Source organism: Nostoc sp. WHI, assembly GCF_015714725.1.
In the GTDB taxonomy this organism is placed as follows: Bacteria; Cyanobacteriota; Cyanobacteriia; order Cyanobacteriales; family Nostocaceae; genus Nostoc.
Genome location: NZ_WBKM01000336.1, coordinates 1 through 23657, shown reverse-complemented (window position 1 = coordinate 23657; position 23657 = coordinate 1). Strand labels below are relative to the sequence as shown.

Here is a 23657-nt window from a genome sequence, read left to right as displayed (position 1 = left end):
CAAACAATATAGAAAATCAAGTGTGGTTCTTGCTCACCGGGCGATCGCAATTTCCGTACTCCGATTTTTCTGATAAGCGGATCAGGCTGTCTAGTCCCTCTTCCAGGCTTGGGGGGGCATCCCGGAGTTGACGGTGCATCCGCAAGATAATTTCTTCAGGTACTTGGTGCGATCGCCTTTTATTACGCGCTAAACACAGCCAAACTGGTGTATCTGCCCAAATTCCCGTAATGTGGGTAAAGCCCAAGTCACGGGCGAAAGCAATGACTTCACGACGATGGCGGCGCTGGGCATTGGTGGCGTCGAAAATAGCTGTATTCGCTGTGGCGATTGCTTGCTGAAATTGCCGCTCAATTTCGCGCCAAATCAGCAGCCACGGCCCCTGAACGGCTTGGGAACCGAACAATTGCCCCCGGATGGCATCGGTAGAAATCAGCGACATCTGGGGGCATTCTACCAGGAATTGTTTTGCCAAAGTTGACTTACCACTACCTGGAAGACCAATTAGCAAAATGAGTGCTGAGTGAGGAGTGAGGAGTGAGGAAGGATTAGAAGTTATACTCATAAGTTATACTCAGCACTCACAACTCAGCACTCAGCACTATTAAATGATGGTTCCATCGGGAATCACTCATAAGTTATACTCATAACTCACAACTCAGCACTCACAACTCAGCACTCTTAAATGATGGTTCCATCGGGAATCACAGCATTTTTCAGCACGACGACGATACCACTGCGGATGTAGAAACCTTGACTTTCGCGATCAGCTTCTTGGACGTTATCTTTATTAATAATTTTGACATCATGACCGATGCGGGCATTTTTATCGATGATGGCACGGCGAATCAGCGTATCAGAACCGATGCCTACGGGAATGTCATTTTCTACTAAGCTAGATTGGCGTTCCACAGAAGGTTGGTAAAAGTCTGCACCCATGAGCAAAGATTCCTCAATGACGCAGCCAGATTCAATCCGCGATCGCACTCCTAAAACTGAATGTTGAATGCGGCAATTCTTCAATATACAACCTTCGCCGATAATTGATTCGGTGATGTGGCAATCTAAAAGTTTAGTTGGAGGCAAGTAACGAGGGCGAGTGTAAATTGGCGCTTTTTCATCGTAGAAACTAAAGGGTGGCTGGGGTTGCTGAGTCAGCGCTAAGTTTGCATGATAAAATGCATCGATTGTTCCAATATCTTCCCAATAGTCATCAAATAAGTAGGCTTGAACATTGTAATCCTTAGAGGCATCTGGAATAATTTCTTTACCAAAATCCGTCCGCTCTAGAGATTCTTTCAACAACTTGATCAAAACATCTCTTTTAAAGATATAAATCCCCATCGAAGCGATGTAGGGCTGTAATTTGGCTTGTTCTTTTGACAATCCCAGTACGCTTGTATCAACGCGCATTTGGATTAACGCTTCACCTTTGGGTTTTTCGCTAAAGTCAATTACCCTACCAGAATCGTCAATTTTCATCAAGCCAAAATCCGAGGCGCGGCGCTCATCTATGGGGATAACCGAGAGAGTAATATCAGCCCCTGTTTCTCTATGGCGCTGGATAAACAGGCGGTAATCCATGCGGTAGAGGTGATCTCCTGAGAGGATTAGATATTCGTCTACATTCCATTCTTCCAACAGCCAAAGATACTGACGCACAGCATCGGCTGTACCTTGGAACCAGTTAGGATTTTCTGGCGTTTGCTGTGCGGCTAGTACTTCTACAAACCCTTCGCTGAAGCCAGTAAAGTTGTAAGTACGGGCTATGTGGCGATTCAGGGAAGCTGAGTTGAATTGTGTCAGGACGTAGATTTTAAATATTTCGGAATTTATGCAATTACTGACAGGGATATCGATTAAACGGTATTTCCCCGCTACTGGTACTGCTGGTTTGGCGCGTAGTTTCGTTAGTGGGTAAAGCCGAGTACCCGCGCCACCACCAAGGATGATTGATAATACTTTTTTCACAAAATTTCTCCCGACTGCCTTTCAACTCTCATATTCAGTTTAGGACTGTATGTAGCAGCTGATAAGTAGCGATCGCACATTCTTAGGGATGAATTTTCTAGAATGCTGTTGGTGATGGATGATGCGGCTGCTAAGTAAAACAACAGAACATTTGTATTAGTTGATCTGAAAAATATTAAGAAGTTTTGGCTACACCGCCTTAGCGTATAATTCTATCTCTGTGAGAGACAACTTGCAAGGGAAAGAGGTAAATAGTTTATGACAAATCGTTATAAAAATAAATCTAAAAAAGTTATATTGTATAATCCGTAAAACATTATTGTTATAGGATATTCACTTATAGCTTAGATCAAAGCTATTTATTAATGTAACTTCTTAAGATATTTAAAATAGGGTAACAGACATATGCCGAACTTTAGAATGGGTTGGTTGCCAGATCGTCCAGATTTTAGAGACTATTCCATATACAACGTTATTGACGACTTTGAAATTAAATTCATCAGAAACAATTTACTAAACGATGACACATTAAAAAGAGAGAACGGGAAACAAGATATAGCCCAAGAGCAAACTAGTCTAGTCTTACTCTTAAAAAAGTTAGTAACTTTACTGCATGATGTAGAATCTCTACCTAAATCGATCGATTTGCGGCAATGGTGTTCTCCGATTGAAGACCAAGGAAAACTGGATTCATGCACTGCACAAGCTGGCGTTGCCTTAGTAGAATATTTTGAAAGGAAGGTAATGGGTGAATATATAGATGCCTCAAGTCTCTTTCTCTACAAAGTTACACGAAAATTGATGCACCTAACTGGAGACACTGGAGCATCCACACGCTTCACAATGAAAGCAATGGCACTTTTTGGCATACCTCCAGAGGAATATTGGCCTTATGAAATTGAGAATTTTGACGAAGAACCATCGGCTTTTTGCTATGCCTATGCCCAAAATTATCAGTCGCTTCAATATTTTAGGCTGGACTTACCTAAATTTTCAAAAGAGGAAGTTTTGGCGCAAATCAAAGCTTTTTTAGCTGTTGAATTTCCTATAATGTTTGGGTTTACAGGTTATAGTTCTATTTTTAATCAGGTTACTAGTAAAACTGGCAAAATTCCTTATCCAATTAAGGGCGAAAAAGTGCTAGGTAGTCATTCAGTTGTTGCTGTTGGTTATGATGACTATAAGTTAATTCAGCATCCATCTGAAAATTATGTAACTCAAGGAGCTTTCCGAATTAGAAACTGTTGGGGAGAAAATTGGGGTGAAGATGGTTATGGTTGGCTACCCTATAATTATGTGTTACAAGGGTTAGCTACTGACTGGTGGTCATTACTTAAGAATGAGTGGGTTGAGGAAGGGCAGTTTGGTATATCCAAAAATAGTGACCTTCTAGGAGAGGATACAGACCCCAAAGTAGCACCTACAATTCCTCCAAAAATAGCCATAATAGCAAAACGAAAATAGAATCAGAACAACTGTAAATAAATGATTCATTGCTTTCATTTATTCACACACAACTCAGAATTTTCATTCAACCGGTCTGGAATATTTTTGTTTGTTTGTAAGTAGTCTTTGAGAAAATCACAACTGTAATCAAATAAAGTTTTCCATTGAGGATTAGCATCAGTTTTTTCATCCAGTTTCCACCGCCATAATCTTACAGTTCTGTCATCACTAGCAGAGGCAATTACCTTTCCATCGGGGCTAAACTCTAATCTATTGACTATAGCGGTGTGTCCTTTTAGAGGCTCTCTAAAAGTTTGTTTGAAAGTAGATTTGCTTTCTTGAAAAATTTTGATAGCTTGATCTACCTCCCACACTTTGACAGTTTCCTCAGTACCACTAGAAGCAAGATATTTACCATCAGGACTAAAATCTAATGCAAAAATTTTGTCATCATGTGCTTTGATTGTTCCTATATGATTAAACTTTCCATCTTTCACATTCCATAGCTTTATCAATCCTTCACTATCGCCAGAAGCAATAATATTGGCTTTTCTGCTGAATCTCACTATTTGTACGACTACATTAGGTGCATGAAACCCAAAACTATTATTTTTTATATCGACACCACTATTTTTCCAATTCAAAAGCCTGACACTACTATCATTGCCAGAGTGAAAAATTATTGAATCATCATTAGGATTAAAATCTAAGCTATATATTTTATATCCAGGTAGTTCAGGAAAATTACGTTTTTTAGTTACCGTATCATTTATATGCCGAATAATGATAGTACCATCAAAGCTAGAAGAAGCAAGAAAATGATTTTTTGAGCTAAAGGCAACATCAGAAACAACTTGTTCATGACCAGAAAAATTTTTTAAAAATTTAACTTTTTTACCTTCTATCTTCCAAAGTTTTACAATTTTGTCCCCACTAGCTGAAGCCAGAAATTTGCCATCGTGACTAAATCTTATGCTTCCATACCCATATATTCCTTTATGTCCAGGTAGAGTATCTAAAAGTTCTCCTTGAGAACTCCAAAGTCTAACTTTACTGTCTAAGCTAGCAGAGGCAATTTTGCCATCAGGGCTAAAGCTTACACCCCAAACTTTGCCTTGCTCTCCTTCTAGCCGATTATGCTCCCGCACTTTATAAATTATTGATTGCAGTTGCTGAAGTTCTTTAGTGTGTTTTCCACCTATGTTTTTTAATCGCTGTAGTGCTTGTACACTTGCCATTAATGCTTCAATTTGTTTATTATTTTCAAACAATGTTTGAGACTCTTTAATCCATTTATTTACCTCTCCCATTTTGACTACTTCTACATTATACTTTTCGGATTTAACCCACAACCCTGATAATGCAATTGATACAACTGCTAAAGCTGCAAATGCTTGAGTTCTTTGCTTTTCAGCTTTAACTTTAGCTTTTTCCTGTTTAACTTTTTCCCCTTCCGCGTTAGCTCTGGCTTCCGCCGCTTCTCGCAATTCACGTTCCTGCTCTAGTTGCGTTTGAATTTCTCTGTCGTGCCTCTCTAAACTTTTGTGTAAAAATTCTGATTCCAATGGCGTAAGTCTTGGCTGAGTCTTATTCACCCACTCATAAATCACCGCCAATTTTGCACCAGTCAATAGTGCATCATCCGATTTATTAAATCTTTGTAGCCATTCCTGGCAATCTTCCTCTAAAGAACGACTCAGACGAATATTTTCTAGATTTTCAGCAATCCAACTATTAAGTAATTTCCACTCAGATAAAAGTGCTTCATGAGCAACTTCAACCGTCTTTTCATCGGTGATAATTAAGCGTTGTTTGGAACCAGCCAATAATTCTACAACCCTTTGCAATTGTTGTGGAGAATCTGCAACTACTTCTAATCTCTCCCAGCTAGCACGCCGCCGTGTCACTTCTCCAGTTTCACCTAACTGCACTAATTCCACAAACAAGCGACGCGCAAAAGCTTGATCTATAGTCGTTAAACTTTGATACAAAATTGTCGCTCGTTTGTCTAAAGCTCCTTTAACTCCGCCAATTTCCTCATAGCCTTTGCGAGTTAAAAGCGATTCTGGTGGTTTAGGTTCTTCAATGCAAACTCGCCACAATTCCTTAAGTGCATATTGGAGTATGGGTAATGCACCTGGGCGGTTGACGACATCGGCAGAAATTTGCGAGGCTAAACCACGCTCAAAATTTACACCATGTAATTTTGCTGGTTTTTCTATCGCTTCTTCTAACTCAGCAAAAGACATCGGCGTGACGATGAATGATGTGGGAGGAATGCTATTGATAAGAGTAATAATTTCTAAATAGTCAGCACAACGATTTAAGAAATCACCGCGAATTGTTAAAATTATCCGCGTTTCTTCCTCAACCTTTTTTACTTCCTGTGCTACTAAGCGAATAAAAGCTTTGCGTTCCTCATCGTCTTGACAAAGGGTAAATATTTCTTCAAATTGATCTATAAATAATAAACGTGGCTGATTTTGCTGTTGTTGTCGAGCTAAAATATCGACTAATTTACCTAAAGGATGTTCTCCTGGTGTAAAAGATATGATTTCCCATTCACTGCTTCCAGGGAGACGATCGCCTTTCAGTTGTGGTAACAAACCTGCTTTTACCAAAGAAGATTTACCACTACCTGAATAGCCAATTACAGCCAAAAATCGACTCTCTGCTAAACGCGAAATTAGTGTGCGAACTGCTGCATCTCGTCCACAAAAATATTCTGCTTGCTCTGATTCAAAAGCATAAAGCCCTTGATAAGGATTTTCCTGATTGAAAGCAACTTTTTCTGGTGTGGGAATATCTGATTGGCTATAACTTACTAAATTAATAGAACGCCCCCAACCCATGCGAATCGGCTCCTGTATGGAACCTTTCAATTCGTTGCTGACAAAATCAAATAAGCGATCGCCACTAATTAACCTATTAATACCTGCGTTTTCTGCCGCCAATCCTCTAAGAACTGCACCTGTAAAAATACTGTATTCTTCACTTTTAATTGCTGCAGCGCGTTCAAAGCCACGAGAAGCTGTAATTAAGTAATAATCTTTTTGTGATTGCGAACTGAAAACGTTAAGAGTGTTTTGTATTAATTGTCTTTCTAAAAAATAGCCGCTATTACAGCAATCGAGTAGCACAACCAAACTACTCAATTGAGAATCTCCGATTAATTTATTGAGGCTGTCGAGGGAAATACCAGATTCTTGTGCGACAATTTTGTTTCCCTCAACTTTAACCTTACAATCGTAAGTTGCTAAAAATCCTTCTTGTTGTCCTAAATTATCAGAAGTGATAAAACCATGTCCGCTAAAATAAATCAGCGCTTCATTATTAGCTGCTTGCTCTAGCAGAAATGTTCTGAGTTTTTCACCCATTTCAGCCCCAGTAACTTTTGTGTTCCGACCTTGTGGTAGTCTTTGCACAGACTGGAAATCACCATATTGCTCTAGGAGTTGCGCGATCGCCTCAGCATCATTTATAGTCTTCGACAAAGGCGGTAATGATAAGCTGCGATACTCAGCGATGCCAATAACAAGCGCATATCGTGCCATTTAACACACCTTGGGTTGATAAATACGGGATAATCTTGACAGACACTAATGATGGCTGTGTTACTGAAAACAACACTATCTGTCATTTTTCCGCAAACAAGCTGAAATATTTCAGACACGATACAAAAATTTAACCGAGGTAGCTTATGTCAGAAGTGCAGCGTCTATTTTTTGAAGCAGACGGGGAAATTGAGCAGATTGAGATTAACGTCACAGACACCGAAATAACACCGGAAATTGAGGAGGACGATGATGGCATAGAATATAAGGATGTGCGAACAGATGCGATCGCTCGGATGCAACAAGCTCGCCAAATGATTCGCTCTTATACTCTCTATGCTCTTAGTGCTTTTAAAGACTTTAATACGGCTGAGATTGAGGAGGTAAAACTTAAATTTGGCATTAAGCTAGGGGGTAAAGCCGGCATTCCTTACATTACCGAAGGCTCTGCTGAAAGTAATCTGGAAATTGAAGTGAAGTGTAAGTTTCTAGAAAAACAAAAACCTGATTCACAGTAACAGCAAAAAATTATCCGCACACTGTAAGGGTAGGCAATGCCCGTTAAACGCCGAACTTTCCCGTATTTATGATCTTATTAACCAAATGTAATTGCTGCGATCGCTTCAAATATTTCACCCAAGATTGCTCTGACAACTGGGAAATGGCATTTGGTGACAGTGTTGCTGTGAAAATATCTCTGCCACTGGTAACACCACTAACGCCCAAACTTTCTAAAACAGCAATTGCAGCAGAGTCTAAAACTGGTTCGGTATGGATGAAAACTCCTAAACTAGATTCTTCTGGATCTTTAACGTCATTTAGCGCTGTAGCAAGAGCAGCGTCTAGCTTTTGATAATTCATCAGCAATTCCTTGATAAAAAGGGTGGGCAATTTCTCGTCCACCCTAACACCTATCAAATTTATAGGTCAATACAGTTCAGATAAGCCCAAAAGCCTCATGTAGAGACGCGATTTATCGCGTCTTCAAAAACCAATCATTTACACCAATAACTTTTAACTGAACCCTATTGATTTATAGGTTGTTATTCCCTACCCTTGTATAGAAATAATATCCACCTTTCTCAGTCTAATTACAGATTAGCTGCGTTAATCACTCCATAACCCCACTTATAATCAAATGTGCCTGCGGGTTTTCCAGGAATTGCACTATTTTTACGTAGCAAGTCTTTCACAGTAGCCGGATCAAGTTTAGGATCACGCTGCAACAGCAGTGCTACTAATCCACTTACCAATGGTGTCGCCATACTTGTACCAGCCCGTACCACAAACTTGGAATTAATCATTGATGAGCGTTCAAAACTTGCATCGGCGGAAAGCGTGGAAATAATCATTGCTCCTGGTGCTGCTATATCGGGCTTATGTGCATCATTCCGTAGAGGCCCTTCACTACTGAATTCCGAAATAGTATGCAATTCTAAGCCTATTTCTTGCACTTGGTGATCAATATCTATGTACGTAGCTTTAGTAGTATAGGCGGCAACTGTAATTGCACTGCTGGCGGCTGCCGGTGAACCAATTTTTACCGCATCATTCACACTTTTACCGGTGAAAAACACTGAAGAAGTGTCGTCTAGCGTCCACACATCTAAACGTGTGTCAGTTGAGGAAACATTGCGGACTCGCAGTTGCCAAATACCTCCCATGACTTGCGAGGGGCCAATACCGCGTATTTGCACAAAGAAATTATGGTCGCTGTTGGCTTGATCTGGGCCTGGTGTCACCAATTGCACCCGTGCATCCGGTAACTGGTGATCCTGTGCAGGATTGCCGTCAGCAATGATTTTTTGAAAGGGGGTGACAAAACCGTTAGGACTCCGCACAGACACTTCCAACTCGTTGTCTTTGGAATACCAAGCGTTTAACCAAACTATGCCCGCTTGATTCAGAGGAACATTAAAGCGCATACCACGAGTGCGTCCACTGGGTATTATTGCTTGTCCATGAATGTTATCGTTTCCTTCGTTACCCGCAGCACAGCAGACGATTCTTCCTGGGCCAGTTTCGGCATCAATCACCTTTGATAGGGAATCGCTACCATCATGAGCATCGGCGTGTCCACCCAAGCTGAGATTTACTACTGCTGGGCGTCCCAACTCACTGGCAATTCGGAAAATGTAGCGGATGCCATCAGCAATATGGCCATCCTGTAAATCTGACCTGACGACAACTAATTCTGCCTCTGGTGCTACACCGCCATAGGTAGCATCGGCACCGGCGGCAATTCCAGCAACATGGGTGCCATGACCGTTAGTATCCTGAGAAATTGTTAGTTGCGCTCCGGTAAATTCAGCCCCATAGTGGCCCTCGGTGACTCCTGGTCCTGGCAGTGTTTGATCCCAAATGTGTAAAATTCGTCCAGCAAAGGCGGGGTGTTTCGGATCAATGCCACTGTCTATAATACCAATGATTACTCCTTTACCAGTCAGTTCGGTTTTATTCCTGAACTCCGGCACTTTGACTGTTTCCAGTGCAGTGTCCATCCTTAAATGAAGTTTGCGTGATGGCTTAATCCGTTGAATAACATCTTCTTCAGATAACACATCTAAACTATCTAACGGTAAGAAAGCCGTTCGCACACTTCCAGAATTTTGGTTGACTTCAATATTATATTGTGATAAATGACTCAAGTCTGCATTCGGGTCACAGTAGATAAAAACGACGCTTTTTGTTGGTTTGACTGGGCTTTTGTGGGCAATGATGCCAAGCGATCGCTTGTGGGTAATTAAAGCTTGATCTCCTTCATTTTGATAGTCCTGAAATGCTAAAAGTAGTCCGGGAGAAAGTTTTTCGTGTCTCATTTTTACCTCAAATTAAATTTATTTACTGAAAGCGAAATAGTGACTTTAACAGAATAAATCGCTTTAGCATTAATGCAAGCTGGAGCGGTTTACGTTCAAGCTGGAGCGGTTTACGTTCAAGCTGGAGCAGTCTACGTTCAAGCTGGAGCAGTCTACGTTCAAGCTGGAGCGGTTTACGTTCAAGCTGGAGCAGTCTACGTTCAAGCTGGAGCAGTCTACGTTCAAGCTGGAGCGGTTTACGTTCAAGCTGGAGCGGTTTACGTTCAAGCTGGAGCAGTCTACGTTCAAGCTGGAGCAGTCTACGTTCAAGTTTTTATCAAGCTTAAACATCCTATTTATATAAATACCAACATCTAGTAGTTAAATTCCGAGAAATTACTGCTATGGCTTGAAAACTTTTTTAATAAAATTGCGAGTTCTGCTGAACCGGAATGCACTTCAATTAAGACAAGCTAGCTATAAAAGCATCTTAAAGGAGTAAATCTATGTCTAGGAGAAAACGTACCTCCCGTATTCTAGAAAAAGCTGAGTTAAGAGCCACTGGACTTAAATCGATTGTTCCAAACATCAAATTTAATGATGATTGTAATATTGAAAAACTCCTTGAATCAATTGAGCAGTTACGTACAAAAATTAATGTTTATAATAGCGCTCTGTCTGTGATTGACTCTTCTAAAACTGAGATTGAAGAAATGGAGAAAAACTTAAGCAGTCTTTCAGAGAAGATGCTAATGGTGGTTGCTATCAAGTACGGCAAAAATAGCCGTGAATACGAGATGGGGGGTGGTGTTCGCAGTAGCGAACGTATTCGCAAAATTAGGTCAAGCCGTTTAAAAGCTAGTGCAGCACAAGCAGTAGATGAAAATGGTAAAACCGCCTAGTACCGCAAGGCGTAATTTATAATTCGTAATTCGTAATTCGTAATTCGTAATTCGTAATTCACTTTTAGCAAGGGTTTCAGACATTACAAATGGGTGGCTTATTTACGCCGTACTGTACTAGTAATAAGCTAAAATTTTGGTAAATGAGAAGAAAATAAAAAGCTAAAAGTCTTGTTTAGTCTCGTTTGCAAGCTTAAGACTAGAATGTATTCTGAGAGCGATACGCTTGGGTTAAGGCTAAAAACTAAAACTGGCGTAGGTTGGGTAGCCACTACGCCCTTGCAGTTTCCCGACTTAAAGCAAGTGGCGTTTGAGGAACAAAACCCAACATGATCAAGGCTTTGTTGGGTTGAGCAACTGTGAAACCCAACCTACTATTCTTTTTAACCTAAGCGTATTGATTTTGAGAAGCTCTGCCTCTGCTTAAGCCACTGGAGGCGGAGCCTCTAGGATGAACAAAATCGCACTGCTCCCTATCCGATTATTGAACGCTGTCAATGAGTTAGGATTTTAAATCTTCTGGCAGATTTTCGTAACATTCAGGTGGTGTCTTTGGCCCTATCAATGTTGTTACTAAGTATTCACCTTTTCCATAATAAGCGAAAACAACTGCTGCAAGATTAGGATTATTTTCCTCAACAATCTTTAAATCTTTGAAGTCATCAATCTTATTTTTGGCACGGTATTTAATTTCTTCTCCATCTTCTACTGCTCGTAAAATAACTGCTCCAAGTCCATCTTTCAGGTAACTTTTCCAAGAAAAGCCCAGTATAATATCTCGATCATCAGTAAGTTTTTGCAGAATTCTAGATTTATTTTCTTCCCCAAAACTTTTTGCCATTTTTTAAAAGATAATTAGTAAATAACAATACTATTTATAGCAAATACAGCACAGGAGAGTTTGAAGTGGGTCAATTACTGGAGAACAAGGTTGCCCTGGTGACGGGTGCGAGTCGTGGCATTGGTAAAGCGATCGCCCTGCGGCTGGCTCAAGATGGAGCATTTGTTGTCGTTCACTATGGGCGGAATGCCGATGCTGCTAACACCGTTGTCCAAGAGATTAAAGCCAATGGTGGAGCCGCTTTCTCAGTCCAGGCAGAGTTAGGCACGCTGGCAAATGTCTATGCGCTCTACGAAGCACTGGACGCTGGATTGAACCAGCAAACAGGCACGAATCAGTTTGACATCCTAGTTAACAATGCTGGGATTGCTCCCAAGGTAACTATTGAGGAAACGACCGAGGCAATATTCGACGAACTGATTGCGGTCAATGTGAAAGCGCCATTCTTCCTGATCCAGCAGGCACTCCCTCGACTGCGAGACGGTGGACGGATTATCAACCTCTCCTCGGCAGTGACGCGCATTGCCTTTTCTAATGTGACTGCCTATAGTCTTACTAAAGGAGCCATCAACACCCTCACTCTTGTACTTGCTAAACAGCTTGGGGCACGCAACATCACGGTCAATTCACTCGCTCCTGGCATTATTGACACGGACATAAATGCAGACATACTTGCGGACGAAGCCTCACAGAAATTTGCAGCCAGTCTATCGGCACTGGGTCGAGTGGGGCAACCCAGCGATGTTGCAGATGCGGCTGCCTTCCTCGCTTCATCTGACAGCCGTTGGGTGACGGGTCAATACCTTGATGTTAGTGGCGGGTCGCATCTTTAGCGGGTAGCGACCCACTAAAGTATTGATTGATCTCAATCAATACTTTTCAAACATCCTCTAATAACTACTGACAAATAACAGATTTTCTCTCATAAGTAAGATCCATAAAGAAGCTAATATTTGCAACGATCGCTTGTGAAGATACAAAAAGTTATTCATGCAAATTCAAACACCAGACTGGGTAAAGCACGCTGTTTTCTACCAAATATTTCCAGATCGCTTTGCTAGAAGCAAACAGCCGCGCAAACGGCTGCTGCGTGAAGCCCGTTGGGAAGATTGGGACGCTATGCCAACACTTCAAGGTTATAAAGGCGGCGACTTATGGGGGATCATGGAGGGTTTAGACTACATCCAGGATTTGGGGATTAACGCGATTTATTTCACACCCATCTTTCAATCTGCTAGCAATCATCGCTATCATACCCACGATTATTACCAAGTTGACCCGATGCTAGGGGGTAACGAGGCTTTTAAGGAATTGCTCGATGCAGCCCATCAACGGAATATCAAAGTTGTTCTAGATGGGGTGTTTAACCATTCCAGTCGGGGCTTTTTCTTTTTCCATGACGTTTTAGAAAATGGCCCCCATTCCCCTTGGGTAAACTGGTTCAAAATTGAAGGCTGGCCTCTTTCACCTTACAATGGTGAATTTCCCGCAAACTACGGAGGTTGGGCTGGAAATCGGGCATTGCCAGAATTTAACCACGATAATCCAGAAGTCCGAGAATATATTATGGAAATTGCCGAATATTGGATTAAATTCGGCATCGATGGTTGGCGATTGGATGTACCATTTGAAATAAAAACTCCTGGCTTTTGGCAGGAATTTCGCGATCGCGTTAAAGCCATCAATCCTGAAGCTTACATTGTCGGCGAAGTCTGGGGAGATTCCCGCGAGTGGTTGGATGGAACGCAATTTGACGGCGTGATGAATTATCTCTTTACTGGGCCGACAATTGCGTTTGTGGCTGGCGATCGCGTAGTCTTAGAACAAGTCCAAAGCCGCGACTATCAACCTTACCCACCCTTATTTGCTGCCGAGTACGCCACCAAAATCCAGGAAGTACTGCAACTTTATCCTTGGGAAATTCAGCTAACTCAACTCAATTTACTCGCAAGTCACGATACAGCCCGATTGATGACCATTGCAGGCGGTGATAAAGCTAGCGTAGAATTGTCAACTCTACTACTACTCACCTTTCCCGGTGCCCCCAGTATTTACTATGGTGATGAAGTTGGTTTACCTGGTGGTATAGATCCCGACTCACGTCGAAGCTTTCCTTTAGAGGCCAAGTGGGAGCGAGAAATTTTCAATACTCACCATCAATTAATTGGCCTCCGCCACACTTACCCAGCTTTGCGTACAGGTGATTACCAAGTTCTCCATGCTCAAGGACAACTTTATATCTTTGCGCGGATTTTCGAGAAAGAGGAATTGATAATTGCCGTCAACGCTGGCACAAGTTCGGCAACAGCGAATGTAGATATCGTCAGTTTGTGTACTCAACCCAACAAGCTTTTATATGGTGATGCTGAAGTTGAGTGGAATGGTGAAGGAGAAACTCAGCACTTGTCATTAACTATTCCTCCACGCAGTGGTTGCATTCTGGGTGTAGGGAAATGAGGAGAATACCCCATGATGCCATTGGTATCAACTTAAGCTAAAACTCCTTTAAGACCTCATTGGGCTGCTGCCGCGAGTCAGGAAGGCGGCAGCCCCAGAATCGGCATTCACCAACTTAAAGCGATCGCCAAAATGTCAAGTGGGGTTTCTTAGAGGTTGTTTGAAAAGTATTTTACTGTGATTTTAGGCACTTATTGATCCCCCCTAACCCCCCTTAAAAAGGGGGGAAACAGAATCAAAGTCCCCCTTTTTAAGGGGGATTTAGGAGGATCTAGAACGTTTTGATACCTAAAATAGGACTTTTAAAACATCCTCTTAAGTTGTCACCAATAAACGGAGCCTGGGAACGAGGTAAATGTACATCTGTGTGTCCCTACGAATTGCTATATATTAATTCTCTGGAGACAACGGGACTGGTGCGGCTCGAACGCACGACCTGACGCTTAGGAGGCGTCCGCTCTATCCAACTGAGCTACAACCCCAACTACGAAGCATATATAATTATAGCAGTAGTTTTAGCGAGACTGCCAACAATTATCCCAAGAACCGCCGCCTACTTCTAAACCACAAAGAAGACTTTCTGCTTTCAGGATGATTTTAGGTTTTCTTCCATTTAGTTCTCGCAACTCTAAATCTAGCTTTCCTTGCATTGTGTCCCGGCAACAGTATCTTAAACCTTCTGCTGTCGGTGCGCGTAGAGATGTACCAGGTAGATGAGTGGTTCCTGTTAATTCAATTTCATAATTGAAGTTACTAGCTGTCATTTGCCATTTGCCCCAAGGCTGAATTTCCCAATCTACTTGTGAGTTCCAGGGAACGAATTCATAAAACTTACCTTGATAGTGCAAGCCAATCATCGCTACAGATTCCATCCACCACAGCACACCCCGCCGTCCACCGCCAGCAGTTAATGCTAAGTCGGGTTCGCCCTCAAAGGAATTACAATTTATCCAAAACCATTTTTGGGGAAAAGCACCACCCCAATTTTTCTCGCCGTAGGCTGGGGCGTTGGTGAATTCATAGATTTTGCCATTCCAGTCAATTTTGCCGCTAGCTAGACCGTGAGCCATTAATATTTGCCATCCAGGTTCAAAAATCTGCAAGAATGACAGCCAGCCTGCGGTTGATTGCTGAATGCTATTTTGATTTCCCCAACCGTATACTGGTTTAATTTCATACTGCCAACTGCAATAATTGCCAGTGGCGCGATCGCGAATCACTCCCTGATTTAAGGTGGCTGTGGCTTGATATCCTTCTTGAACATGATACTCAAACTCTGCTGGCATCAGGTAGAGGGGAGAAACTTGCAAATCAGTCTTACCCCAATGACCTAAACCTAAAGCATTCCGACTACCCCAAAATTTGTTCACATTAGGAAAAGTCCGGCATAAATACTCATCATCCGGGCCGAGGATTTGGGCTGCACCGCCACTGTGGGGTTGATTGCCGATGGGGTCTTCGATGGAGTACATGAAGGCAAATGTTTGACCAATTTCCGGCAAAGTGACGCGGTAATACCAGCCTTCAAAGAAGCGGCGACTACTACCATCCCAGTGATAACCAGAATGGGGTGTTTGAGTTGATTGGAGAAGATTTACAGGAATAGTTAACATAGTTTTATATAGTTGCCGATTTTTTCAGTATGCGCGATGACCTCGATATCAATCATGCTTATGAAATTCTTGGGCTGGAACCCGGTGCATCACAAGCACAAGTGAAGCGAGCTTACCGCCAACTGGTGAAAATTTGGCATCCCGATCGCTTTTTTGATCAAAAGCAGAAACAGGAAGCTGAAGAAAAAATTAAATCAATCAACGCAGCTTACAACAAGCTCAAATCAGAAAGTCCATCCGAGCCTCCCATTGCTGAAAATCCATCTTCATCTTCGCCTCCAAATCCTACCAAAATATCTGTCAATCGTTGGGATGCAGAAACTTTCTATACTTGGGGAGTAGAGAATGCTACACAAGGAAGATATGAAGATGCGATCGCAGATTTTACCCACGCAATTCGTCTAAATCCTTACTATGTTGACGCATATAAATATCGGGGGCTGATTTGCTCTCAACTAGGATACGAATATAGAGCCACTTCAGATTTAAATAAAGCTGCACAAATAGAACAAGAGTTAAGAAATCCGGGGGCTGCACGTACATCACGATCACCTAGATATACATCAAAACCTAAACCTCTGGTAGAAAGATTTTGTCAGAGGATAAAAAGTTTACTGCGGCTAAATCGGCGTTGGAGATGAGAAGCGGATATAGTTTAAGACGCTTCAGACGGCGATACCATACCTTGAGTTAGATAATACTTATAATTGGGAATACTAAATAAAGTTGAATTTGCTACTTATTTCCTAGTATTTTTAAATATGCAAGATTTAATATCTGTACGGACTCTAAAAGGGCATTTAAATAAGGTAATGTCTGTCGTCTTCAGTCCTGATGGGCAGACTTTAGCCAGTGGTAGTGATGACAAAACCATAAAAATTTGGCATTTAGCTAACAAGGAACCATGCACCCTCAAGGGACATGGAGAGTCTTCCTGGTCTGGAGGGGTAAATTCTGTTGCTTTCAGCACAAATGGTAAGATTTTAGCCAGTGCTAGTGATGACAAAACTATTAAATTATGGGATGTCTTAACAGGTAAGGAAATCTGTACTTTTACAGGGCATGAAGAAAAAGTCTACAGTCTTGCCTTTAGCACTGATGGAAAAACTTTAGCTAGTGGCAGTAAAGACAAAATGATCAAGCTTTGGTCACTAGAGACAGAAAGGGAGCTACACACACTTAAAGGGCATTCAGATGAGGTTTTATGTGTTGCTTTCAGCCAAGATGGAAAAATTTTAGCCAGTGGTGGTGCAGGTAATGACAAAACTATCAAGATTTGGCATCTGGATAAACAAAAAGTCCTTACCCTTACAGGGCATTCTGATTGGTTTGGAGGGGTAAATTCCGTTGCTTTCAACCCAAATGGCAAGATGTTAGGAAGTGGTAGTTGGGACAAGACGATTAAATTATGGGACTTGGAAAGCGGTCAAGAAATCCGCACCTTATTTGGGCATTCTGATCATGTTTGTTCTGTCGCTTTTAGCCCTAATAGCAAGATCATAGCTAGCGGTAGTAAAGACAAAACGATCAAACTATGGCAAGTGGATACAGGTAAGGAAATCTGTACTTTTACAGGGCATGAAGATGCGGTTTACTCCGTTGCCTTTAGCCCCGATGGTAAAATGCTGGCTAGTGGAAGCGGGGATAAAACTATTACCTTATTCCCCATCGCTAAAGCTGTGATTCTTTTATAAATAACCTATAAGTACAATTTATTCTTGATTTATTGAAAATCTAGATAATTGAAGCAAATTACTAGATTTTTTTATCAATTCATCATCTGACACCTTAATAGCATCCATCTTTGGGATACTCTTTCTCTAGATTAAGTATTAACTCCCTAGAGATAGAGCCACTTGCTGATCACGGAGGTTATGCTGAGAACTACCAACAGTTGAGTAGCAAATAAAACTCAAGATTTATCAGCAACATAGATTTTTCAACTTATTAAAACCTCTTGTTCTTACAAAACTTTAGTTTGTCCATATCGTATCGAGGAGTTAAATCAACAGCTATGTCTATTCCCAATGAACCCGAAAGCGAAAACAAGGAAATCAAGCAAGAATCTTACACCGATACCAATGGTGATACTCACACCCATGTGACACGAACCACTGAAACATCTAACAAAAACACAGCTAATCCCAACTCTTACCAAAAAGGTTACGTACAAGGTCGAAATACTGAGCATAACAATCAGCAAGCTGATTTAGCCGAGCGTGACAATAACAATGCTAATGGTGGTTTGCTATTGGGTATTATCATTACTTCCCTGCTTGGTTTGGTTATAGGTGGGGTCTGGTACTTCAGCCAGAGCAATAACGCACCGGTTAATAATATTGTGCCGGTTGTGGTTCCTGCACCGAGTAAGAGTAGTCCAATCCCTAGTGCATCTCCTCAACCACAAACGACAATCATCGAAAGAACCAGGGAAATACCTGTTGCTGTTCCTGTTCCTGTTCCACAACAGCAGGTTATACCTCCATCTGCACCTCCCCAACCCCAACCGAATATTAACATTACTGTTCCACCCCAGCAGCCTGCGGCAGAAAAAGCACCTGTAACCCAGCCAATCCCTAAAGCGGCACCAACTCCGACGACGAATCCAACTAGCAATACTCCGACCTCGGAGAACAAGAGCGATAGTTCTACTAATACTGTGGCTCCAGATGCGAAAAGTGATCCCTCTACAACCACTCCACCTCAATGAGTAGGCCAGTCAAACAGTACATCTAATAGCGGTTCTTCTACCGCAAGTGATGCTACTCCAGGTGGTTCTGCTCAATAACAACTTCTGAACTTTTAGCCCACTTGATAATGCTGGCATTAACGCCAACATATAACAAGTGGGACAATTTTTAAGTAATATTTCTGAATTGTTGCGATAAATTAATGGTGTTCAAGTTTAGTAAATATGTACCTAACAGAATGGTAGATTAACAAACTCTGAGGAGAGCGATCGCAGTTAACACAGTTCAGTTAAGATCCCCCCGCCTCCGGCGACCCCCTTAAAAAGGGGGTAAAAGAGATATGAGCAAGCCTTTTTAAGGGGGGTTTGGGGGGATCTGCGAACACTAGATATCACTAACTAAACTGTATTTTGATCGCAGTTAATTTAAGACTGAAAAAAGTGTTTCTCACTTTCTAAAGTTATTTTTCCCTATACCCACCAGCGTAGGTAATTACGCAGATTGTTCTATATGATTTGTGAGTTCCATAAGCAACACCAGCCACTTTAAAAGCGCCATTAAAGATGTTTGTTCTATGACCGCGATCGGGCACACCATCATCAATAATTAACTGCATGACGATATCTTGGGCGGTGGTTGGGCCATAACTAATATTTTCACCTGCGGTTTTTTGCCATTTACCATAGCGGTTGATGCGAGTAAAGGGGTTACTACCATCGCTACCACTATGACCTGTAGCACCTTTTGAGCCTTGATCTTTCACGTGATCTTTTGCTCCTAAAGACATACCCTTAGATGCACTCAACGCTCCCACAGGACGAGCAGATTTCAGAAATGCGATCGCCTCGTCAACTGCTTTTACTCCTTCTTGAGTTATCAAATAGCTATTATTAGAAATTTTGACTCGGCTCCCTTCAAAGCGCTTTTTATAGTTTTCTATAATCGGAAGGTATGACTTGGGATTTGTTCGTACCTTATTTGTTTCAACAATTACCTGTTGTTCCAACGGTGAAAGGTAACTCGCTTTTGCTAACAAAATCGGACTGGCTGGTTGAACTAAAGATGGGTTAGAGTTTGCCACAGACGGGCTAGATTGAAACAGTTGATCTGAGCAGCCGAATATCAGGGTAATCGGCAAAAATACCCAAAGTCTAATTCTACGCATTCATTACCTCACAATTGTTTTTATGGATTAATTTAGTCAATTAGAAGAAATAAGAATTTTCAATGCACAGAGAAGTCTAGATTCGTTAAAGAAAGCGCAGATTAACGCACCAATAACATAGATAACGCCGCAATCGCCTTTGTTCCTAAAGTGTTAGAAATCTCTTACTTAAGACTGACTTATTGTAAACTTGCTAACACTGTTTATACCTTGAGAAACCAGCGTTGCCGATACATCACGACACCAACAGCCCACCACAACAACACGGTGACTAGGGCAAATAACAGGGAACCATTCAAAGCCCCTGCCCAAGATGTGAAAAAATTCTGGTAAATCCAATTGTAAGTGCTGGGAGCGTTTTCCCCTGTGCCGATAGTGGTTTTAACTAAGATTTTAATCAATAAAATGGATGCAACGAAAAGAGCGATCGCATTTAAACCCATGATTTCAAAAGGTTTACTCCAGCGACGCATCAGCCGGACTTCGATGAGTTCATAACAAGCTGCTAGCAACAGTAATGCCCAACCGTTAGTAAAAACTACATAAGAACTTGTCCACAGCTTTTTGTTAATGGGGAATGTCCACCCCCACGCCCAACCAATAATTAAGCAACCAACTCCAAATAATGCTAAACCTATACTTGTGCGTGACTGTACTGATTGACTGCGTATCCATTGCCCAGTGAAGTAGCCAGCGAGAACGTTTACTATGGCGGGAATAGTACCGAACAGTCCCTCTGGATCTCCCATAAAGTTAAAACCATCACCTTTGTATAAATGGGCTTTGGGAATAATCAGGCGGTCAATATAAGCGCCGAAATTACCTTCCCGCGTCAGAATTCCTGTACCATAATCGGGCACTGGTAGATACATCATCGTTAGCCAATAGCCGATGAGTAGCACTGCTGCCAGTATCCATTGACCTTTACGCGGTAGGTTGAGAACTGCCAAGGAAGCCAGCAGGTAGGTAAGACTGATACGCTGTAACACCCCCATAATGCGGATGCTACTCAAGTCAAAAGTCCAAACACCCTGATTCCAAAAGCCATTTAGCAGTAATCCCAAGGCAAAGAGAATGGCGGCGCGGCGCAAGATTCGCCAGTAAACAGCTGAGGTTGGTTTATTGCCTTCGGTGTACTTTGACAGTGAGAAAGTCATCGTTACACCAACAATGAAGAGAAAAAAGGGGAATACCAAGTCAGTTGGTGTGCAACCGTGCCAATCGGCGTGGGCTAACGGAGGATATATATTATCTGCGACTCCCGCCATATTGACAAGAATCATAGCAGCGATCGTAATGCCGCGAAAAACATCCAGTGAAGTCAGGCGCATAAGCGGAATTTTCTGTTGTGCGAGTATCTAAGCTACTCCGCTTGATGCAGATAATCAAGCAAAAGATGAGCAAGATAGTGAAAGTGAATATATAGAAAAACTCCCTGAAGAATTAAAAAATTTAAATCTTCCGCCAGCAATCACGAAGGAAATAAGATTTGATTCAATGTTTAACTTTAAAGGTCATGTTGAGGAAGTTCTGAAAACTCTGGAACAACTTGCGGCTAAGTAAAAAGTTTTTAAACGCAGAGGAACGCAAAGAATACTTTTTTCGTTCCTTTGCGTTAACCTCTGCGCTCCTACTCTGCGGAAAGGCGTTCGCGTAGCGTCTCGTAGAGAAGCGCCTATGCGTTTTAATTAGACTTTATTCGAGTGCGATTTTTCCGGCATGACAATGTTAGCGTGGGCTGACTTGCCATTGTTGCCATTGGTATGAGCGTTACCATTGCGGGGATGAATCACGCCATAACCGCCGTGGTTGCGTTCGTAAATTACATTAATCTCGCCAGTTTCAGCATTGCGGAACATATAAAAGTCGTGTCCTACGAGTTGCAGTTGTTCTAAGGCTTCTGCAAGGGTCATCGGCGGCATGGAAAAATACTTGGTGCGGACGACTTCATTGGGTAGTTCGGGGGTGCGATCGCCAATTAAATCTGTTACTATCAACTCTGCAACAACTACTTCTGTTGGTTGGGCATGAGTTTTCTGGTCTTGACGCCGTTCTTTGTATTTTCGCAGTTGACGGGCAATTTTATCTGCAACTAAGTCAATGCTCGCGTATAGGTTTTCGCTACTTTCCTCGGCACGAATAACGCTACCACTAGCATAAATAGTTACTTCAGCCGCTTGTCTAGGATTAATTCGGGGATTACGGGCTACGCTAAGATGCACATCCACTTCATTTGTAATGCTCTGAAAGTGACTAACTGCTTTTTCAATCTTTTGATGTACATACTCACGAATTGCATCGGTGATTTCAATATTTTTGCTGTGGATGACAAGCTTCATGTAAACTCTCCCGCTGAATATTTAAATGTGTGAATTTGCTTTGTATGAAAAGAAGTTGCGGTAAGCTCTATCACTCCCGCCAAAACAAATTGTGAACTATTTCTATGTACTGTTGGTAAGCTATCTCTACGCCTGCTGATCTGAGTTTTTCTCAAGTATATCCTTGATTTACCTCCTCATCTCTGCGCTGATATCCAATTGGATGTCCCCATATAACTCTTGGGTAAGGTAATCTGAGTGGTAGTTATTACGACTACTTTATCCTTGAAAGCAACGCTTACAGAATTGTTGATAGTTGCTCCTTTTGTGTTCATTTTAAGTTTGCTTACTGTTGATAAAAAACACAAGTCTTTGTATAAGTTGATCTTGTTTGAGATGCAAACAATGTTATCACAGTCATCAGCCAGTGCATTCATTTCTGTTCTCTTGGCATGATGCTTAATTGTAGAGAATTCCTCCTAAAACCTATTGAGGTTAATATTCAACCTAGCACTTTGTATTTTCTAATGCAGGTTCCCTTTACTTTCCTTTAGAATCCTTTGCAAAGCTTGACATTTGTTTGAATGAGCGTGCAATGTCGATAGGTAAAACTCTAAGTGAAGGATTTGGCAAATCACCGTCAGAAGACAACCAAGGGTTCTGCCTCAAAGTAAGCTGTACGATTTTATCCCGTGAATCTCCGTACTCACTATCGTTTTATAACCGTGACCCTTTACTTGTATATGCTGTTATGCCACGGAAGTTACGCTTGACACTCAAGATAGTCGCTACACAGCTAGCTATTCATTTGAAAACTGCTGTATGAACAGGCTCTCAAAATTGCTCAATAACCTTTAGATATATTGAATGAATCATCTTTAGCAGATATACATGGTGAACTGTTACCCAAGCTGAAAACACTATAAAAGTTATAAAAAGTAGCATAACTCCAAAAAAGCGCTCCCTTGACATCTACCTAAATATTCCTAAGTTATAGTTCATTGGTTTAACCAACAGCATAATCTGTAAATTGCCGTTGCAAATATTGCTACTTCATTTCTACTATCCCAAGGTAATTATACGATGACTGATCACAATATTACAGGCACTCTTTCGCCAGAAGATATCCAAGAAATCAAAGCAGCGTTACAAATAATCCAAGAAAAGATGCCCTTTCTCATTGCTTTAACTGCACAAGAACGACGCAAGTTGTTTAAAATGGGCGATAAAAGCCTAGCCTTTGTTAACAATAGCGTCAACATTGCTCAGTCTAACCGTGAGATTTTCCCAGCCAGCTTTGACATTGAAGAATTTATTCGGGATTATCAACTAGCCACCACACTCAGCGAACTTTTAATTTTAATCAGACAACTCAGTGAACAAGTAGATGATACTCTATTGGCAGTCGGTAGCGAAGCGATGATCAGCAGTTTGACAGTTTATAAGTACGTCAAGACAGCAGCGAAAAAGACTCCAAGCTTAAAAACTGTAGCAGAACTATTGAGCGATCGCTTCAAAGCTATTAATAAAGGCAGAACTGCAAAAAGTTCCCGCTCTTGATAAATTAATACTCATTAACGAGGCTTTTAGCTCCATTCATCCACCTTTGATACTCATTAACGAGTCTTTTAGCTCCATTCATCCACCTTTGATACTCATCAACGAGTCTTTTAGCTCCGTTCATCCACCTTTGATACTCATCAACGAGTCTTTTAGCTCCGTTCATCCACCTTTGATACTCATCAACGAGTCTTTTAGCTCCGTTCATCCACCTTTGATACTCATCAACGAGTCTTTTAGCTCCGTTCATCCACCTTTGATACTCATCAACGAGTCTTTTAGCTCCGTTCATCCACCTTTGATACTCATCAACGAGTCTTTTAGCTCCGTTCATCCACCTTT

The 23657-nt window shown here is 41.6% G+C and carries 22 protein-coding genes and 1 tRNA gene; 11 read left to right on the top strand and 12 right to left on the bottom strand.

Translation table 11 applies throughout. The features are described from left to right. Window positions 1–16: 16 nt before the first annotated feature. The 3 genes from F8S12_RS34405 to F8S12_RS41300 form a co-directional block, all read right to left on the bottom strand. Window positions 17–565, bottom strand: coding sequence for an AAA family ATPase (locus F8S12_RS34405; protein ID WP_196520741.1), 549 nt, complete (start codon window positions 563–565; stop codon window positions 17–19). A 116-nt stretch (window positions 566–681) separates the two neighbouring features. Beyond that, complete coding sequence (locus tag F8S12_RS34400; RefSeq protein WP_196520740.1) at window positions 682–1971, bottom strand: glucose-1-phosphate adenylyltransferase; 1290 nt, start codon at window positions 1969–1971, stop codon at window positions 682–684. Continuing rightward, complete coding sequence (locus F8S12_RS41300) at window positions 1968–2114, bottom strand: hypothetical protein (RefSeq protein ID WP_230968473.1); 147 nt, start codon at window positions 2112–2114, stop codon at window positions 1968–1970. The genes F8S12_RS34400 and F8S12_RS41300 overlap by 4 nt, the downstream gene beginning before the upstream one ends. Window positions 2115–2376: 262 nt before the next feature. Between F8S12_RS41300 and F8S12_RS34395 the strand changes: the two genes are divergently transcribed. After that, window positions 2377–3435 carry a C1 family peptidase gene (locus F8S12_RS34395; RefSeq protein WP_196520739.1) on the top strand — a complete coding sequence of 353 codons (1059 nt, stop codon included), beginning with the start codon at window positions 2377–2379 and terminating at the stop codon, window positions 3433–3435. Window positions 3436–3470: 35 nt separating this feature from the next. Here F8S12_RS34395 and F8S12_RS34390 read toward each other — a convergent pair whose 3' ends face one another. Further along, complete coding sequence (locus F8S12_RS34390; RefSeq protein ID WP_196520738.1) at window positions 3471–6971, bottom strand: nSTAND1 domain-containing NTPase; 3501 nt, start codon at window positions 6969–6971, stop codon at window positions 3471–3473. A gap of 146 nt (window positions 6972–7117) precedes the next feature. Between F8S12_RS34390 and F8S12_RS34385 the strand changes: the two genes are divergently transcribed. Then, window positions 7118–7489 (top strand): CU044_2847 family protein, encoded by a 372-nt coding sequence (locus F8S12_RS34385; RefSeq protein WP_196520737.1) that lies wholly within the window; start codon window positions 7118–7120, stop codon window positions 7487–7489. 43 nt (window positions 7490–7532) lie between these two features. On the opposite strand, the gene F8S12_RS34380 is transcribed toward F8S12_RS34385, so the two are convergent. Together F8S12_RS34380 and F8S12_RS34375 are read right to left on the bottom strand one after the other, a co-directional pair. Then, the gene (locus F8S12_RS34380) at window positions 7533–7832 is read right to left on the bottom strand and encodes a hypothetical protein (RefSeq protein WP_196520736.1); all 300 of its coding nucleotides are present in this window, start codon (window positions 7830–7832) and stop codon (window positions 7533–7535) included. Window positions 7833–8062: 230 nt separating this feature from the next. Then, window positions 8063–9790: a S8 family peptidase gene (locus F8S12_RS34375; RefSeq protein WP_196520735.1), complete on the bottom strand. Its 1728-nt coding sequence runs from the start codon at window positions 9788–9790 to the stop codon at window positions 8063–8065. 72 nt (window positions 9791–9862) lie between these two features. Here F8S12_RS34375 and F8S12_RS34370 point away from each other — a divergent pair, with 72 nt between their 5' ends. Together F8S12_RS34370 and F8S12_RS34365 are read left to right on the top strand one after the other, a co-directional pair. Further along, a complete protein-coding gene (locus tag F8S12_RS34370; protein WP_196520734.1) occupies window positions 9863–10147 on the top strand; it encodes a hypothetical protein in 285 nt (94 codons plus the stop codon). A gap of 128 nt (window positions 10148–10275) precedes the next feature. Then, entirely contained in the window at window positions 10276–10671 is a 396-nt protein-coding gene (locus F8S12_RS34365; protein ID WP_196520733.1) for a hypothetical protein, read from the top strand. Window positions 10672–11173: 502 nt separating this feature from the next. Here F8S12_RS34365 and F8S12_RS34360 read toward each other — a convergent pair. After that, window positions 11174–11512 (bottom strand): hypothetical protein, encoded by a 339-nt coding sequence (locus F8S12_RS34360; RefSeq protein WP_196520732.1) that lies wholly within the window; start codon window positions 11510–11512, stop codon window positions 11174–11176. Window positions 11513–11577: 65 nt separating this feature from the next. On the opposite strand from F8S12_RS34360, the gene F8S12_RS34355 reads away from it, so the two are divergent. Together F8S12_RS34355 and F8S12_RS34350 are read left to right on the top strand one after the other, a co-directional pair. After that, window positions 11578–12345 (top strand): SDR family oxidoreductase, encoded by a 768-nt coding sequence (locus tag F8S12_RS34355; protein WP_196520731.1) that lies wholly within the window; start codon window positions 11578–11580, stop codon window positions 12343–12345. Between the two features lie 157 nt (window positions 12346–12502). After that, a complete protein-coding gene (locus F8S12_RS34350; RefSeq protein WP_196520730.1) occupies window positions 12503–13969 on the top strand; it encodes a glycoside hydrolase family 13 protein in 1467 nt (488 codons plus the stop codon). Between the two features lie 408 nt (window positions 13970–14377). Here the strand turns inward: F8S12_RS34350 and F8S12_RS34345 are convergent. Together F8S12_RS34345 and F8S12_RS34340 are read right to left on the bottom strand one after the other, a co-directional pair. Beyond that, a tRNA-Arg gene (locus tag F8S12_RS34345) sits at window positions 14378–14451 on the bottom strand. Between the two features lie 33 nt (window positions 14452–14484). Then, window positions 14485–15582: a tocopherol cyclase family protein gene (locus F8S12_RS34340; RefSeq protein ID WP_196520729.1), complete on the bottom strand. Its 1098-nt coding sequence runs from the start codon at window positions 15580–15582 to the stop codon at window positions 14485–14487. Between the two features lie 29 nt (window positions 15583–15611). Between F8S12_RS34340 and F8S12_RS34335 the strand changes: the two genes are divergently transcribed. The 3 genes from F8S12_RS34335 to F8S12_RS34325 all read left to right on the top strand — a co-directional run bounded on the left by F8S12_RS34335 (window position 15612) and on the right by F8S12_RS34325 (window position 18292). Next, window positions 15612–16223 carry a J domain-containing protein gene (locus tag F8S12_RS34335; protein WP_196520728.1) on the top strand — a complete coding sequence of 204 codons (612 nt, stop codon included), beginning with the start codon at window positions 15612–15614 and terminating at the stop codon, window positions 16221–16223. A 120-nt stretch (window positions 16224–16343) separates the two neighbouring features. Continuing rightward, window positions 16344–17276: a WD40 repeat domain-containing protein gene (locus F8S12_RS34330; protein ID WP_196520727.1), complete on the top strand. Its 933-nt coding sequence runs from the start codon at window positions 16344–16346 to the stop codon at window positions 17274–17276. 320 nt (window positions 17277–17596) lie between these two features. After that, window positions 17597–18292, top strand: coding sequence for a hypothetical protein (locus F8S12_RS34325; RefSeq protein WP_196520726.1), 696 nt, complete (start codon window positions 17597–17599; stop codon window positions 18290–18292). A 440-nt stretch (window positions 18293–18732) separates the two neighbouring features. Here the strand turns inward: F8S12_RS34325 and F8S12_RS34320 are convergent, their stop codons facing one another. The 3 genes from F8S12_RS34320 to hpf all read right to left on the bottom strand — a co-directional run bounded on the left by F8S12_RS34320 (window position 18733) and on the right by hpf (window position 21776). Beyond that, window positions 18733–19437 carry a CAP domain-containing protein gene (locus F8S12_RS34320; protein ID WP_196520725.1) on the bottom strand — a complete coding sequence of 235 codons (705 nt, stop codon included), beginning with the start codon at window positions 19435–19437 and terminating at the stop codon, window positions 18733–18735. A 203-nt stretch (window positions 19438–19640) separates the two neighbouring features. Further along, entirely contained in the window at window positions 19641–20768 is a 1128-nt protein-coding gene (locus F8S12_RS34315; RefSeq protein WP_196520724.1) for an acyltransferase family protein, read from the bottom strand. 357 nt (window positions 20769–21125) lie between these two features. Continuing rightward, window positions 21126–21776, bottom strand: a complete 651-nt coding sequence (gene hpf / locus F8S12_RS34310) for a ribosome hibernation-promoting factor, HPF/YfiA family (protein WP_196520723.1) — start codon at window positions 21774–21776, stop codon at window positions 21126–21128. A gap of 1062 nt (window positions 21777–22838) precedes the next feature. Between hpf and F8S12_RS34305 the strand changes: the two genes are divergently transcribed. Together F8S12_RS34305 and F8S12_RS41295 are read left to right on the top strand one after the other, a co-directional pair. After that, window positions 22839–23315, top strand: a complete 477-nt coding sequence (locus tag F8S12_RS34305; protein ID WP_196520722.1) for a hypothetical protein — start codon at window positions 22839–22841, stop codon at window positions 23313–23315. A 46-nt stretch (window positions 23316–23361) separates the two neighbouring features. Continuing rightward, window positions 23362–23657: hypothetical protein (locus tag F8S12_RS41295; protein ID WP_230968472.1), on the top strand; the 296-nt coding region annotated here is incomplete at its 3' end.

What these genes read in the sequence shown, in the direction of transcription:
- F8S12_RS34405 (WP_196520741.1), bottom strand. Translation starts at nt 565, where the DNA reads ATGAGTATAACTTCTAATCCTTCCTCACTCCTCACTCCTCACTCAGCA.
- F8S12_RS34395 (WP_196520739.1), top strand. Translation starts at nt 2,377, where the DNA reads ATGCCGAACTTTAGAATGGGTTGGTTGCCAGATCGTCCAGATTTTAGA.
- F8S12_RS34390 (WP_196520738.1), bottom strand. Translation starts at nt 6,971, where the DNA reads ATGGCACGATATGCGCTTGTTATTGGCATCGCTGAGTATCGCAGCTTA.
- F8S12_RS34385 (WP_196520737.1), top strand. Translation starts at nt 7,118, where the DNA reads ATGTCAGAAGTGCAGCGTCTATTTTTTGAAGCAGACGGGGAAATTGAG.
- F8S12_RS34380 (WP_196520736.1), bottom strand. Translation starts at nt 7,832, where the DNA reads ATGAATTATCAAAAGCTAGACGCTGCTCTTGCTACAGCGCTAAATGAC.
- F8S12_RS34375 (WP_196520735.1), bottom strand. Translation starts at nt 9,790, where the DNA reads ATGAGACACGAAAAACTTTCTCCCGGACTACTTTTAGCATTTCAGGAC.
- F8S12_RS34370 (WP_196520734.1), top strand. Translation starts at nt 9,863, where the DNA reads ATGCAAGCTGGAGCGGTTTACGTTCAAGCTGGAGCGGTTTACGTTCAA.
- F8S12_RS34365 (WP_196520733.1), top strand. Translation starts at nt 10,276, where the DNA reads ATGTCTAGGAGAAAACGTACCTCCCGTATTCTAGAAAAAGCTGAGTTA.
- F8S12_RS34360 (WP_196520732.1), bottom strand. Translation starts at nt 11,512, where the DNA reads ATGGCAAAAAGTTTTGGGGAAGAAAATAAATCTAGAATTCTGCAAAAA.
- F8S12_RS34350 (WP_196520730.1), top strand. Translation starts at nt 12,503, where the DNA reads ATGCAAATTCAAACACCAGACTGGGTAAAGCACGCTGTTTTCTACCAA.
- F8S12_RS34340 (WP_196520729.1), bottom strand. Translation starts at nt 15,582, where the DNA reads ATGTTAACTATTCCTGTAAATCTTCTCCAATCAACTCAAACACCCCAT.
- F8S12_RS34335 (WP_196520728.1), top strand. Translation starts at nt 15,612, where the DNA reads ATGCGCGATGACCTCGATATCAATCATGCTTATGAAATTCTTGGGCTG.
- F8S12_RS34330 (WP_196520727.1), top strand. Translation starts at nt 16,344, where the DNA reads ATGCAAGATTTAATATCTGTACGGACTCTAAAAGGGCATTTAAATAAG.
- F8S12_RS34325 (WP_196520726.1), top strand. Translation starts at nt 17,597, where the DNA reads ATGTCTATTCCCAATGAACCCGAAAGCGAAAACAAGGAAATCAAGCAA.
- F8S12_RS34320 (WP_196520725.1), bottom strand. Translation starts at nt 19,437, where the DNA reads ATGCGTAGAATTAGACTTTGGGTATTTTTGCCGATTACCCTGATATTC.
- F8S12_RS34315 (WP_196520724.1), bottom strand. Translation starts at nt 20,768, where the DNA reads ATGCGCCTGACTTCACTGGATGTTTTTCGCGGCATTACGATCGCTGCT.
- hpf (WP_196520723.1), bottom strand. Translation starts at nt 21,776, where the DNA reads ATGAAGCTTGTCATCCACAGCAAAAATATTGAAATCACCGATGCAATT.
- F8S12_RS34305 (WP_196520722.1), top strand. Translation starts at nt 22,839, where the DNA reads ATGACTGATCACAATATTACAGGCACTCTTTCGCCAGAAGATATCCAA.